Origin of the sequence: Pseudomonas sp. Ost2, from assembly GCF_018326065.1 — a bacterium.
In the GTDB taxonomy this organism is placed as follows: Bacteria; Pseudomonadota; Gammaproteobacteria; order Pseudomonadales; family Pseudomonadaceae; genus Aquipseudomonas; species Aquipseudomonas gingeri.
In genome coordinates, this window is sequence record NZ_AP021904.1 from 5687997 (window position 1) to 5701331 (window position 13335).

The 13335-nt window shown below is 63.7% G+C and carries 12 protein-coding genes; 3 read left to right on the forward strand and 9 right to left on the reverse strand.

All coding sequences use genetic code 11. The annotated features are described in order from the left end of the window. Positions 1-14: 14 nt before the first annotated feature. The 5 genes from KI243_RS25065 to KI243_RS25085 all read right to left on the reverse strand — a co-directional run bounded on the left by KI243_RS25065 (position 15) and on the right by KI243_RS25085 (position 6395). The gene (locus KI243_RS25065) at positions 15-863 is read right to left on the reverse strand and encodes an ABC transporter permease (protein ID WP_177107929.1); all 849 of its coding nucleotides are present in this window, start codon (positions 861-863) and stop codon (positions 15-17) included. Further along, entirely contained in the window at positions 860-1768 is a 909-nt protein-coding gene (locus KI243_RS25070) for an ABC transporter permease (RefSeq protein WP_212810029.1), read from the reverse strand. The genes KI243_RS25065 and KI243_RS25070 overlap by 4 nt, the downstream gene beginning before the upstream one ends. 229 nt (positions 1769-1997) lie before the next feature. Further along, positions 1998-3101: an ABC transporter substrate-binding protein gene (locus KI243_RS25075; protein WP_017124004.1), complete on the reverse strand. Its 1104-nt coding sequence runs from the start codon at positions 3099-3101 to the stop codon at positions 1998-2000. A 208-nt stretch (positions 3102-3309) separates the two neighbouring features. Beyond that, positions 3310-4758: an aldehyde dehydrogenase family protein gene (locus KI243_RS25080; RefSeq protein WP_177088142.1), complete on the reverse strand. Its 1449-nt coding sequence runs from the start codon at positions 4756-4758 to the stop codon at positions 3310-3312. Beyond that, a complete protein-coding gene (locus KI243_RS25085) occupies positions 4758-6395 on the reverse strand; it encodes a 5-guanidino-2-oxopentanoate decarboxylase (protein ID WP_212810030.1) in 1638 nt (545 codons plus the stop codon). Before KI243_RS25085 ends, KI243_RS25080 begins: the two co-directional genes overlap by 1 nt. Positions 6396-6537: 142 nt before the next feature. Between KI243_RS25085 and KI243_RS25090 the strand changes: the two genes are divergently transcribed. Beyond that, positions 6538-7428, forward strand: a complete 891-nt coding sequence (locus tag KI243_RS25090; RefSeq protein WP_177088139.1) for a LysR substrate-binding domain-containing protein — start codon at positions 6538-6540, stop codon at positions 7426-7428. Between the two features lie 51 nt (positions 7429-7479). Here KI243_RS25090 and KI243_RS25095 read toward each other — a convergent pair whose 3' ends face one another. Together KI243_RS25095 and ttcA are read right to left on the reverse strand one after the other, a co-directional pair. Then, the gene (locus tag KI243_RS25095; protein WP_212810031.1) at positions 7480-8151 is read right to left on the reverse strand and encodes a DNA-3-methyladenine glycosylase I; all 672 of its coding nucleotides are present in this window, start codon (positions 8149-8151) and stop codon (positions 7480-7482) included. Positions 8152-8161: 10 nt separating this feature from the next. Beyond that, on the reverse strand, positions 8162-8986 hold the full coding sequence (gene ttcA, locus KI243_RS25100; RefSeq protein WP_017124009.1) for a tRNA 2-thiocytidine(32) synthetase TtcA: 825 nt from the start codon (positions 8984-8986) through the stop codon (positions 8162-8164). Between the two features lie 302 nt (positions 8987-9288). On the opposite strand from ttcA, the gene KI243_RS25105 reads away from it, so the two are divergent. After that, complete coding sequence (locus KI243_RS25105; RefSeq protein ID WP_017124010.1) at positions 9289-9891, forward strand: Yip1 family protein; 603 nt, start codon at positions 9289-9291, stop codon at positions 9889-9891. Between the two features lie 130 nt (positions 9892-10021). Then, positions 10022-10516, forward strand: coding sequence for a SprT family zinc-dependent metalloprotease (locus KI243_RS25110; protein ID WP_017124011.1), 495 nt, complete (start codon positions 10022-10024; stop codon positions 10514-10516). A gap of 33 nt (positions 10517-10549) precedes the next feature. On the opposite strand, the gene KI243_RS25115 is transcribed toward KI243_RS25110, so the two are convergent. Both KI243_RS25115 and KI243_RS25120 read right to left on the reverse strand, forming a co-directional pair. Further along, a complete protein-coding gene (locus tag KI243_RS25115; protein WP_212810032.1) occupies positions 10550-11731 on the reverse strand; it encodes a CaiB/BaiF CoA-transferase family protein in 1182 nt (393 codons plus the stop codon). A 163-nt stretch (positions 11732-11894) separates the two neighbouring features. Further along, positions 11895-13226, reverse strand: a complete 1332-nt coding sequence (locus tag KI243_RS25120) for a dicarboxylate/amino acid:cation symporter (RefSeq protein ID WP_017124013.1) — start codon at positions 13224-13226, stop codon at positions 11895-11897. Positions 13227-13335: the final 109 nt, after the last annotated feature.

The window sequence follows — 13335 nt, forward strand, 5'->3', positions numbered from 1 at the left end:
CTCACCTCAAGAAATCAGAAGGAAACGCCGCCCTCGCCCACCAGCTTCTCCAACGCCCAGATCAGGGCGAAGTCGATCAGCACGATCAGCACGGCAAAGGAGAAAACAGTCGGGTCGAGGGACGAGACGGTGCGGCTGTACATCCAGATCGGCACGGTCATCACGTCGATGGTGTAAAGGAAATAGGTCACGGTGAATTCGTTGAACGAGACGATGAACGCCAGCAGCATCCCGGCGAGAATCCCCGACTTCATCAACGGCACCACCACATCGAGGATCGCCCGCTGCGGTGAAGCGCCCAGCATCTGCGCAGCCTCCTCGACCTCGCTGCCGATGGAAAGCATGGCCGCCGTGCAGTTCTTCACCACGAAGGGCAAGGCCAGGATCACGTGGGCGATGACCAGCCGCGAGAAGCTCATCTGGAACGGCAGGCTGTCGAACACCAGCAGCAACGCCAGCCCCAGCACCACCATCGGAAACACCAGGGGCAGCGACATCAGTTGCAGCGCCACGGCCTTGCCGCGAAATTCGCAGCGCACCAGCGCATAGGCGGCGGGCACCGCCACCAGGGTGGCAAGCACCATGGTCAGGCAGGCCACCAGCAGGCTGGTGGTCATCGCCTTGCCCAGGCTCAGCACATCGCTGGCATCCGGCGAGACAATGGTGTGCCAGGCCGCGCGATACCATTGCAGGCTGTAGCTGCTGGGCGGGAAGTCGAGGTTCGAGGCGCCGCTGAAGGACATGACGATCATGGTCAGGATCGGCAGGACCGCCAGCAGCAGGATGATTCCCGAAAGAATCCCGGCGAAACGCCCGGTCTCCCCCGGCAGGATCGACAGGCGCTTGGACGACGACAGGCTCATTGGCAGGACTCCAGCATCCGGCGTCGACGGCCGGTGACGTATTCGGACAGGGTCATGATCGCCAGAGTGGTGATGATCAGCACGACACCGGCCGCCGAGGCCGCCGGCCAGTTCATCAGCGGGGCGATCTGGTCATGGACCATCACCGCCAGCATCGGCACGCGCCGGCCGCCCAGCAGCAGGGGCACGACGAAACTGCTGGCGTTGTAGGCGAACACCAGGGTCGCGCCGGTGATGATGCCCGGCAGGCTCATGGGCAGGACGATCTGGCGAAACACCTGCAAGCGGCTCGCGCCGAGGGTCGCGGCGGCCTCTTCATAGGTGCGCGCGACACCGCGCATGGCGCTGGCGATCGGCAATACCGCGAGGGGGAAGGCGGTCTGCACCAGGCCCATCAACACGCCGTTCTGGTTGTACAGCAGCATGATCGGGCGCTTGATCAGGCCAAGGCCCATCAGCGCCTGGTTGAGCATGCCGCCGGGACCGAGGATCACCAGCCAGCCATAACTTTGCAGCAGCAGGTTGACCAGCAGTGGCAGGAGCACGGCGGCGAGGAAGATCCGCCGCACGAACGGCGAGGTCAGGCGCGACATGGTGTAGGCCACGGGAATCGCCAGCAGCACCGCGATCACGGCGCTGAACAGCGCCAGACGCAAGGTCAGCAGCAGCGACTTGAGGTAGTAGGGTTCCAGCAGTTGCGCGTAGCTGGCGAGGCTGAAGCCGGTCCACTCGGCCCCCTTGGTGCCGACGCTCATCCGTAGCACCAGCAGGCTGGCGAGAATCAGCACGGCGAGAAACAGCATCGACGGCGAGAGGAAAAGCCAGGCCCGGGCGGTGGGCGAAATCCCCGTTCGAGGGCGCGACAAAGCCACGCCGACCGGCCGGGTCAGAGGTTGGTGTTCCATAGAAAGAGTCTCGACAGAGAGAAATCATCAACAAGGCAGAGGCTTGGCGGACAAGGTCGATCGCCAGGATTGACACGGTCCCTGCAGGAGCCGGCTTGCTGGCCATGGCGATCTGACGGCCAACATCCTTGTCGCCTGATACACCGCTATCGCCAGCAAGCCGGCTCCCACAGGTTTCGCGACAGGTTCAAGACCTGCCCGAAAGTTTCAAGCCTCCTGCGCCTGCACTTCAGGACGAAAAGATTTCCGTATACCGGCGGATCCACTGGTCATGCACCGTCGCCAGGAAGGCGTTGTCGTGCATGATGGCTTTCTCGGCGATCTGTTCCGGCGTCAGGATGTACGGACTCTTGCGCGCCTCGGCGGAAATGATCGCCTTGGCGTTGACCGGACCGTTGAAGATGTCTTCGGCCATCTTGCCCTGTACCAGCGGGTCGAGCGAATGGTCGATAAAGGCGTAGGCCAGGTCGGTATCGCCGGGGCGGTTCTTCGGCATCACCGAAAGCATCAGGTCGGTGTAGAAACCTTCCTTCATGCCGAACGTCGCGCCCAGGCCATAGGCCGGATCGCGGATCTGCTTCGGAAAGAACGCCGGGGCATACAGGCCGCCCAGGTCCAGCGAGCCGGTGCGGAACAGCTCGGCGATCTGGTTGGGGTTCTCCCCGAGGGTGACCACGCGGTCCTTGAGCTCGGCGAGCTTCTTGAAGCCCGGCTCGATATTGTGCTCGTCACCACCGGCCAGCTTGGCGGCGATGATGATCAGGTCCATGGCCTCGGTCCAGTTCGGCGGCGGCAGGAACAGGTTGCTGGCGAAGTCCTTGTCCCACAGCGCCGCGTAGCTGTCCGGCGCCTCCTTCACGGTGCGGGTGCTGTAGACCAGGCTGTTGCACCAGAGCAGGTAGCCGATGCCGTGGCCGTTGGCCCCGGTGCGGTACTTTTCCGGCACGTCGACCAGGTTGGGAATGCGGTTCAGGTCGGGCTTTTCCAGGAGCCCGGCGGCGGCCAGGCCCTCGGCGCCGACACCGGCCAGGGTGATGATGTCGTACTGCGGACGATCCCCGCCGGCCTTGAGCTTGGCGACCATTTCCGAGGTACTGCCGGTGCGGTCGGCGATGACCTTGGCACCGGTCTTGGCCTCGAAGGTCGCGGCGATATTGCGCAGTGCGGCAAGGCCGGTGTCATCGGACCAGGTCAGCAGCTTCAGGGTCTTGCCCTGGAAGCGGGTGTCGCTGGCATTGGCCCGGATAAACGGCATGCTCATGGCGGCCGCGGCCACCGAGGCGACGCCCACGGTCTTGATGAACTGCCTTCTGTTCAGGTCGTGCTGGCCCATTTCGGACTCCCTTTATTCTTTTAGGTATGAGGTCGGTCGCAACGCGTTCCGCCGGTCTTCGATCTCGCTGAAGCCCCCGTAGACCGTGGGTCGTAGCTGAGTCGGCGGGTTCATCCTGAGGTCGCCCGGAACCGGCAACAATCGAAAGTTTGTCATTGAAGCCATGCGCCCGGCGCATGCCTCATTTCGAGGCATGCGCCGCCCCGTTTTACACGGCGCGAATCACGTGCTTGATCTCCTGGAAGGCCTGTAGCCCCCAGGGCCCCAGCTCGCGACCGAGGCTGCTCTGCTTGTAGCCGCCCCAGGCGGTCTGCGGGAAAATCACCTGCGGTGCGTTGATCCACACCAGCCCGGCCTGCAAGGCATTGGCGACCCGCTGCGCGGTTTCGTCATGGCTGCTGACCACGCTGGCCACCAGGCCGAACTCACTGTCGTTGGCCAACGCCAGCGCCTCGGCCTCGCTGCTGAAACTGCGCACACAGAGCACCGGGCCGAAAATCTCCTCGCGCCACAACGCACTGTCCAGGGGCACTTCAGTGAAGATCGTCGGCCGTAAAAAATAGCCGCGTGTCAGCTCGGGCGGACGCCCACCACCACAGACCAGCCGCGCGCCGACACTCAGGCCACGGTCGATATGACCCAGCACGCGCTGGTACTGCGCCTGGTTGACCAGCGCGCCCATTTCCACCTCGGGGTCGAACGGGTCCGCCACGCGAATGGCGTTGGCCCGCGCGGTCAGGCGCAGCAGGAACTCATCGGCGATCTCCTCCGCCACCAGCACCCGGCTGGTGGCCGAACACATCTGCCCGGCATTGAAGAAGCCGCCGCCGCTGGCGAGTTCCACCGCGAGATCGAGATCCGCATCGGCCATCACCAGCAACGCGGATTTGCCGCCCAGTTCCAGGCTGACGCCCTTCACGGTTTCCGCTGCCCGCTGCATCACCTGGACCCCCACCGCATTGCTGCCGGTAAAGGAAATCTTCGCCACCCGCGGGTCGGCCGCCAACGGCGCGCCGACGGCCAGGCCGGTGCCGCAGACCAGGTTGAACACTCCGGCCGGCACACCGCTGTCGGCGATGATCGCGGCCAGTTCCAGTTCCGGCAGCGGCGTGACCTCCGATGGCTTGAGCACCACGCAGCAGCCGGCGGCCAGGGCCGGGGCCAGCTTCCAGGCGGTGGTGACCATCGGGAAATTCCACGGCACGATCAGTCCCACCACCCCACACGGCTCACGGCGCACACGGGCGGCAAAGGCGTCGCTGGGCAGCTCGACCGTCTTGTCCTGCTGGCCGTCGAGCGTCTCGGCCAGACCCGCGTAGTATTCGAAGGTGGCAATCACATCATCGACATCGATGGCGGCCTCGAACAGCGGTTTGCCGTTGTTGCTCGACTGCAGATGGATCAGGGTTTCGCGACGCTCGCGCACGCCGTCGGCAATCCTGCGCAACACGGCGCCACGCTGTGCCCCGCTCGTCGCCGACCAACCGGCAAACGCCCGGCTCGCCGCGCTCACCGCCTGTTCCACCGCCTGCCCGTCACCGCCGGAAACACTGCCGAGCAACGCCTCGGTGGCCGGGTTGATCACCCGTAGCTGCTCACTGCCGGAACGCCACTGGCCATCGATGTAGAGGCCGTCCTGATTCATTTGCGCCTTCATCACCAGGCCGCTCCTTCCATCCACAGACGCTGGTCGACTTCGATCAGGGTGGGGCCCTGGCGATCCGCGGCGAGCTCCAGGGCGGTACGCAGGGTCTCGACCCCGGAGACGGCCTCGGCCGCACAGCCCAGGGCCCGCGCCACGCCGATAAAGTCCGGGGTATAGATATCCACGCCGACAGGCGTGATGGCGCGATTGACCATGTATTTCTTGATCTCTTCGTAGCCCTGGTTATTCCACAGCAGCACGATGATCGGCGTTCGCGCTTCCACCGCGCAGGCCAGTTCCGACAGGGTGAACTGCAAGCCGCCGTCGCCGATCAGGCACACCACTGGCGGCCGCTGGCCGCGGTCGCTGGCGCCGCCCAGCCAGGCGCCGATGGCAGCCGGCAGGGCATAGCCGAGGGTGCCGTAGCCGGTGGACGAGTTGAACCAGCGGCGCGGGTGCTCGGGGTTCAGGGTCAGGTTGCCGGTATACACCGGCTGGGTCGAGTCACCCACCAGCACCGCCTCGGGCAGCACGTCGAGAACGGTGTTGAGGAATTGCGTCTGGGCGCGGGTCGGTGCATCCCACAGCGCGTCCAGGTCGGCGCGCAACCCGGCGGCACGCTTGGTGCCCCAATCGCCCTGACGCTCGGCCAGCACCTGGCCTTCGACAGCCGCGAGCAGCGCCTCGGCCGCTGTCCGCGCGTCGGACACCAGCGCGACCTTTGGCGGATAGTTGCGCACGGTCTGGTCCGGGTCGATATCGACACGCAGCAGGGTGCCGGGAATCTCGAAGCCGCCGGCAAAGGTGATGTCGTAGTCGGTTTCCGCCAGTTCCGTGCCGATGGCCAGGACCACATCGGCATCCGCCACCAGGGCGCGGGTGGCGACCATGGACTGGGTCGAACCGATCAGCAACGGATGACGCGACGGCAACATGCCCTTGGCATTGATGGTCAGCGCCACCGGGGCTTCCAGCCGCTCCGCCAGCCGGGTCAGCGCCGCCGCCGCATCGATGGCGCCGCCGCCGGCAAGGATCAGCGGACGGCGAGCCTTGGCCAGCAGCCCGGCCATTTGCGCGACCGCCGCGGGGGCAGCGCCGGCCGGGGTAACCCGCACCGGCTGGCTATCGAGCAAGGCATCGGCGTTTTCCACCAGCACATCGAGGGGAATCTCGATATGCACCGGACGCGGCCGCCCGGCCTGGAACAGGGCAAAAGCCCGGGCCAGCACCGCCGGCAGTTCGGCCGCCGACATCAGCGTATGGGAGAACGCCGCGACACCCGCCACCAGCGTGCCCTGGTTCGGCAGCTCGTGCAGCTTGCCACGTCCGCCGCCCAGTTGATTACGCGACTGGACACTGGAAATCACCAGCATCGGGATCGAATCGGCATAGGCCTGGCCCATCGCCGTGGTGATATTGGTCATGCCGGGGCCGGTGATGATAAAGCACACACCGGGCTTGCCGCTGGTGCGGGCATAGCCGTCGGCCATGAAGCCGGCGCCCTGTTCATGGCGCGGGGTGACGTGCTCGATGCTCGACGACGCCAGGCCGCGATATAACTCGACTGTATGCACGCCGGGAATGCCGAACACTTGCTCGACCCCGTAGCCTTCCAGTAACTTGACCAGTACTTCGCCGCACGTCGCCATCAATTCCACCCTTCTTGTTCGTATAAGCCATGCTGTCGATAAGCACGGCGATAGGGTTATTGGAGCGTTTGGCCAATGGCGGGCACAAGGCAAAAATAGTCATACTAGGCATGTCCTGTCGTCATGCCTGAGCTGCCCCACCATGAAACGTCCACCACCGCTGCCCGCTCTGCATACCTTCCTGGTCACCGCCCAGTGCTGCAACTTCACCCGCGCGGCCGAGCTGCTGCACATCACCCAGGGGGCGGTGAGCCGGCAGATCGCCGGGCTGGAAAGTCACCTGGGCTATGCGCTGTTCCAGCGCCAGGCCCGCGGCCTGAGCCTGACCGCCCAGGGTCGCGAGCTGTTTCCACGGATCCAGCAGGTGTTCAACCTGATCGACGAAGCGGTGGATCAGGTCGGTGCCCGCCGCGAGGCCCTGCAACTCAAGGCCCCGACCTGCATGATGCGCTGGCTGCTGCCACGCCTGTTGCAATGGCAGAAGGAGCGCCCGGACGTGCCCGTGGAGCTGACCACCACGGTGCAGCACGCCGTGGATTTCCGTCGGGAAGAGTTCGATGCCGCCGTGGTCTATGGCGCGGTGCCGGGTCCTTCGGTGGCCTATCACCATCTGTTCGACGAGCAACTGACGCCGGTTTGTTCGCCGCAACTGATGAATGGCCCGGTCCCCCTGAACAACCTGGCCGACCTCGAGCGGCATATGCTCCTGCATCCCACGCGCGACCAGCGGGACTGGGAAGCCTGGCTCAAGATGGCCGGGGCGCGGGTCAGCAATATCAGCAAGGGGCAGCATTTCGACACCCTGGACCTGGCGATGAGCGTGGCATCCCAGGGCACTGGCGTGGCCATTGGCGATTGGGCGTTGATCGGCGAGGACTTGAGTGCCGGGCGGCTGGTCATGCCGTTCGATTTGCGCGTGCGTACCGGGCAGGCCTACTACCTGGTCTATCCGGAGCGGGCCGGGACGGCACCGCAATTACGAGAACTGATGGAGTGGCTGGTGGCGCAGGCGGCGGAGCGATCCGCCGCCTGAGTCGCCGGCAACACCGGCAGGAACCGGCTCGGCGGTTCCTGCCAGTCATGTTCAATGGTTGACGGTAAACGCCAGCATCATCGACAGCTGGCACATCGGCCGCCCGCTCTCGGCATGCCACTGGTTGAAGGCGTCCTGGACGATCGCCAGGTCGCGCAGGCTGGTCGGCACCTTGTCGACGATCTTCTGCGCATTGAGCGCCGCGACCACGTCATAACTCGGCACGAAGGTATCCTTGCCGACCATCCGCAGCAGGCGCGGAGCCGACAGCCCGCCCAGTTGATGGCCGTGCTTGGCGAGGTATTTCCACAGCCCGGTGATCTCGGTCACCGGCCAGTCGGCGATCAGGTTGCCGAAACTGCCCTTCTCCTTCGCCACGTCCAGCACCATCTGCGCATTGCGCGGCACGCTCTTGAGCTTGCCCAGGTGGCGGATGATCCGCGCATCCTGCATCAGCCGCTCCAGGTGTTCGGCGCCCATCAGCACCACTTTCTCCGGATCGAAACCGAAGAACACCTGCTCGAACACCGGCCACTTGGCATCCACCAGGCTGTGCTTGAGACCGGCGCGGAAAACCCGCAGGGCAATCATCGACAGATAGCGGTCATCACCGAATCGACGCAGTTGCGCCGCCGTGCACGGCTCGGGCAGCTCGGCCTCCAGGGCCGCCGCCGAACCGAAGCGGTTCAGGCAGTACTCATGCAGCCATTTGTAGTCGCGCATGCCGCTTCCTTCAGAGATTCACGACATTGACGAAGCGCGAGGCCGCCGTTTCGTCGATACGCAGGTTGGTGAAATCGAACAGGTTGCGGTCAGCCAGTTGCGAAGGGATGACATTCTGCAAGCCGCGGAAAATGCTCTCGGTGCGGCCCGGGGTCTTGCGCTCCCACTCCTGCAACATCTCCTTGACCACCTGGCGTTGCAGGTTTTCCTGGGAACCGCAGAGGTTGCACGGAATGATCGGGAACTGCTTGAAGTCCGAGTAGGCCTGGATGTCCTTCTCGCTGCAGTACGCCAGCGGCCGGATCACCACATTACGCCCGTCATCGGCCCGCAGCTTGGGCGGCATGGCCTTGAGGGAGCCGTTGTAGAACATGTTGAGGAAGAAGGTCTCGACGATATCGTCACGGTGGTGACCCAGGGCCATCTTGGTCGCCCCGATCTCGTCGGCGAAGGTATACAGGGTGCCACGGCGCAGGCGCGAGCACAGCGAGCAGGTGGTCTTGCCTTCCGGCACCAGCTCCTTGACCACCGAGTAGGTGTCCTTCTCGACGATGTGGTATTCCACACCCAGCTCTTTCAGGTAGGCGGGCAACACGTGCTCGGGGAAGCCGGGCTGCTTCTGGTCCATGTTCACGGCGACGATGTCGAACTTGATCGGCGCCACTTTCTGCAGGTGCATCAGAACGTCGAGCATGGTGTAGCTGTCCTTGCCACCGGACAGGCAGACCATGACCTTGTCACCGTCCTCGATCATGTTGAAGTCGGCGACCGCCTCCCCCGCCTGCCGGCGAAGGCGTTTCTGCAGTTTGTTCTGATTGACCGAAAGAGTGCCCATAGCCCTTGAAATCCGCGAGGTGTGTCGAAAAGGCGGCTATTTTACGCATAAACCCGCCGCGGGCGAAGACTCTGTGCTGCGGGAGCGGGCCTTGTCGGCTGCCGCCCGATGCAAATGCTACAACGCGATTACAATCGCAACCTACAGTGCGATTTGCTCTAAAGCCCCGGATTTATTGGCCTCAGCGCTCTCTATACTGCGACATAAGGTCGCAGACATATCCAGACCTCTGATTACTTTGGCCTCTTGGCCGGTAGGCGCTCCGCTGGGGGGCGACGGTAATAACAAAAGGAGTGACTGACATGATCCATCACGTCGTGGGACTGTTCACACACCCTGATCAGGAATGGCGGGAAATCCGTGGCGACGCCGAGGAAAGCATCGGCCACATGTACCTCACCCACACCCTGATCCTTGCCGCGATCCCGGCGGTTTCAGCCTTTATCGGCACCACACAGGTCGGCTGGGTCATCGGCAACCGGGCGCCGGTCATGCTGACCCAGGAAAGCGCGATCTGGATGACCCTCATGTCCTATATCGCCATGCTCGGCGGTGTAGCGGTGATGGGTGCCTTCATTCACTGGATGGCCCGCACCTACGATGCCAACCCCAGCCTGGCGCGCTGCGTGGCCTTCGCCACCTACACCGCCACGCCCCTGTTCGTCGGCGGCCTGGCGGCGCTCTATCCGCATATGTGGCTGGGCATGATCGTCGGCACGGCCGCCATCTGCTACACCGTCTACCTGCTGTATGTCGGCTTGCCGACGTTCATGAACATACCTTCGGATGAAGGTTTCCTGTTCTCCAGTTCGGTACTGGCCGTTGGGCTGGTCGTACTGGTGGCGATCATGGCCTTCACCGTGATTGTCTGGGGCCTGGGAGTCGGCCCGGTCTACACCAACTGATAACCAGAAACCTGCCGACACAGGCCGCCGCAAGGCGGCCTCTTTATTCCGGCATGACCATTCGGCGCCTGACGGATTCGGAATCGCCGGGGTTTGCGGCATACTCGACGTCTCTGGAGAGACGTACAGCATGCCCGAGCAACTCAACACCCGCGTCGAAGACTGTTTCCAACAAGCCGAATCCTTTTTCAAACGACCTTTCAAACGCCCGATCGTCAGCCTCAAGCTGCGCGGCCAGAAAGCCGGTGTCGCGCACCTGCACGAAAACCTGCTGCGCTTCAATCCGCAACTGTACCGGGAGAACAGCGAAGACTTCCTGCGCCAGACCGTGCCTCACGAAGTCGCGCACCTGATCGCCCACCAACTGTTCGGCGAACGCATCCAGCCCCATGGCGAGGAATGGCAACTGATCATGCGCGGGGTCTATGAGCTGCCGCCCAACCGTTGCCATACCTATGAAGTCCAGCGGCGCAACGTGACACGCTATATCTATCGCTGCCCCTGTGCCGACAGCGACTTCCCGTTCTCGGCCCAGCGCCATCGACTGGTGAGCCAGGGCCGACGCTACCTGTGCCGGCGTTGCCGACATACGCTGGTGTTCACCGGCGAGACCCGCACCGAGTAAGCCGGGGACGTACACCGGCGCCTGCAATCGTGCTCAGCCAATCACACCCGAGGCGCACAGTTGGGCAATCCGCTCCGGGCTGTAGCCCAGCTCTCGCAATACCTCTTCGCGATGCTCGCTCAGCCGTGCGCCGATATGCCGGGGCTCAGGCAGCCCCTCGGAAAACTTCAGCGGACAGGCGATCTGCGCCTGGCTGCCGCCATCGCCGCGGGGCACCTGGACCACCACTTCACGGGCCTTCAACTGCGGATGCCCGACCGCCTCGGCCAGGCCGAGAACCGGTTCGACACAGGCATCGGTCGCGGCAAACAACGCGCACAACGCGTCGTAGTCGTGCTTTTCGAACTCTATCTGCAGCTCCTGCTTGAGCTGGCGTTGCTGCACGGGATCCGAGGACAAGCCCCGGTGAATCAACTCCGGACGCCCCAGCGCGGTACATAACGAGCGCATGAAATTCGGCTCCAGGCTGCCCACGGCAAACCAGCGGCCCTCGCGACTGCGATAGTAGTCATAGAAACTGCCGCCATTGAGCATCTGCTCCTCGCGTCCGGGCTCCACGCCACAGGCCAGGAAACCGGCGCCGGACAAGGCATTCAGGCTGAACGCGCAATCGGTCATGCTGACGTCGACATATTGCCCGAGTCCCGTCTGCTGCCGGGCGATCACCGCCGCCAGCAGGCCGATCACACCGTGCAGCGAGCCTCCCGCCACATCCGCCACCTGCATGGCCAGCGGCAACGGCCCGGCGTCCTGGCGCCCGGTGTAGCTGGCCAGCCCCGACAGCGCCAGGTAGTTGAGATCATGCCCGGCGCGGTCGCGGTAGGGGCCGGTCTGGCCGTAGCCGGTGATCGCCACATGGATCAGGCGTGGATTGATGGTCTTCAGGGTTTCATAACCCAGGCCCAACCGGTCCATGACCCCGGGACGGAACTGCTCCAGCAGGATGTCGTACTCGCGCACCAGTTGATGCACGATCGCCACGGCCTCGGGCTGCTTCAGGTCCAGGGCCAGGCTGCGCTTGTTGCGATTGAGGTAGGCATGGGCGGCGGAAGTGCCCTGGTCATGGGGCGGCAGCACCCGCAGCAGGTCCAGGCGGCTGGGCGATTCGATACGCAGCACTTCGGCGCCCATGTCCGCCAGCAGCAACGAGGCGAACGGCCCCGGGAGCAATGTCGAGAAATCCAGAACCTTCAATGATGCCAGCGGACCTTGCATGGGCGCTCCGTAATCCAGGTCGATGAGTTCCAGAGTAGGCAGCCCATCGCCGGTGGGCAATCACCGCAACGCTCAGCGGTCCTGACGCAAACGCTCAATGGGCATTTTGCGCAGGCATGAAAAAACCCATCCGAAGATGGGTTTTTTCATTCAGCAGGCGATCTTACTTGACGCTTGGCGCCTGGCCTTCGGCCACGCCCAGGTCGTCCAGTACACGCTCGTCTTCAATGCCGCGACCGCCGGAAGCCAGTTCCGCGTGCAGCTTGTCTTCGTCCAGCTCCTTGACCCACTTGGCCACGACCACGGTCGCCACGGCGTTACCGACCAGGTTGGTCAGCGCGCGGGCTTCGGACATGAAGCGGTCGATACCGAGGATCAGCGCCAGGCCGGCAACCGGCAGGTGGCCGACGGCGGACAGGGTGGCGGCCAGAACGATGAAACCACTACCGGTCACGCCCGCAGCGCCCTTGGAGGACAGCAGCAGCACCAGCAGCAGGGTGATCTGGTGGGTGATGTCCATGTGGGTGTCGGTCGCCTGGGCGATGAACACGGCCGCCATGGTCAGGTAGATCGAGGTGCCGTCGAGGTTGAAGGAGTAACCGGTTGGAATCACCAGGCCGACTACCGACTTCTTCGCACCCAGGCGCTCCATCTTGATCAGCATGCGTGGCAGGGCCGATTCCGACGAGGAAGTACCCAGTACGATCAGCAGCTCTTCACGGATGTAGCGAACCAGCTTCAGGACGCTGAAGCCGTGTGCGCGGCAGATGGCGCCCAGCACGACCACCACGAACAGGATGCAGGTGATGTAGAAGCAGATCATCAGCTGGCCGAGTTGCACCAGGGAACCCACGCCGTAGGCACCGATGGTGAAGGCCATGGCACCCAGCGCACCCAGTGGCGCCAGTTTCATGATCATGTTGATGATGTTGAACATCACGTGGGCGAAACGATCGATGAAGTCCAGCACCGGCTTGCCGTAGGCACCCAGGCGATGCAGGGCGAAACCGAAGATCACCGAGAACATCAGCACTTGCAGGATGTCGCCGTTGGCGAACGCGCCGACGATGGTGGCCGGGATCACGTTCAAGATGAAGCCGACGATGCTCTGGTCTGCGCCAGCGGAAACGTAGGCAGCGACTTTCGAGGCATCCAGGGTGGCGACGTCGATGTGCATGCCGTTGCCCGGCTGGATCACGTTGACCACGACCAGACCGATCAGCAGCGCGATGGTCGAAACGATTTCGAAGTACAGCAGGGCGTAGCCGCCGGTCTTGCCGACCGATTTCATGCTTTGCATGCCAGCGATGCCGCTGACCACGGTGCAGAAAATGATCGGGGCGATGACCATCTTGATCAGCTTGATGAAGCCGTCACCCAGTGGCTTGAGGGCCACGCCGGTCTGTGGGTAGAAGTGGCCGAGCAGGATGCCGATAGCGATCGCTACGACTACCTGGAAATACAGGGATTTGTACAGTGGCTGACGAGTCGTCATTGCAAAGTTCCTCAAGAGATCACACAGCTGTCATCCATCTGACAGATGCACAACCTGAAGCACGAACCCTCCTGCGCTGGAGGGATTTGTTGTTTGTCGAACTGCGTGG

Coding starts and splice junctions, on each gene's coding strand:
- KI243_RS25065 (WP_177107929.1), bottom strand. CDS start 863: ATGAGCCTGTCGTCGTCCAAGCGCCTGTCGATCCTGCCGGGGGAGACC.
- KI243_RS25070 (WP_212810029.1), bottom strand. CDS start 1,768: ATGGAACACCAACCTCTGACCCGGCCGGTCGGCGTGGCTTTGTCGCGC.
- KI243_RS25075 (WP_017124004.1), bottom strand. CDS start 3,101: ATGGGCCAGCACGACCTGAACAGAAGGCAGTTCATCAAGACCGTGGGC.
- KI243_RS25080 (WP_177088142.1), bottom strand. CDS start 4,758: ATGAAGGCGCAAATGAATCAGGACGGCCTCTACATCGATGGCCAGTGG.
- KI243_RS25085 (WP_212810030.1), bottom strand. CDS start 6,395: ATGGCGACGTGCGGCGAAGTACTGGTCAAGTTACTGGAAGGCTACGGG.
- KI243_RS25090 (WP_177088139.1), top strand. CDS start 6,538: ATGAAACGTCCACCACCGCTGCCCGCTCTGCATACCTTCCTGGTCACC.
- KI243_RS25095 (WP_212810031.1), bottom strand. CDS start 8,151: ATGCGCGACTACAAATGGCTGCATGAGTACTGCCTGAACCGCTTCGGT.
- ttcA (WP_017124009.1), bottom strand. CDS start 8,986: ATGGGCACTCTTTCGGTCAATCAGAACAAACTGCAGAAACGCCTTCGC.
- KI243_RS25105 (WP_017124010.1), top strand. CDS start 9,289: ATGATCCATCACGTCGTGGGACTGTTCACACACCCTGATCAGGAATGG.
- KI243_RS25110 (WP_017124011.1), top strand. CDS start 10,022: ATGCCCGAGCAACTCAACACCCGCGTCGAAGACTGTTTCCAACAAGCC.
- KI243_RS25115 (WP_212810032.1), bottom strand. CDS start 11,731: ATGCAAGGTCCGCTGGCATCATTGAAGGTTCTGGATTTCTCGACATTG.
- KI243_RS25120 (WP_017124013.1), bottom strand. CDS start 13,226: ATGACGACTCGTCAGCCACTGTACAAATCCCTGTATTTCCAGGTAGTC.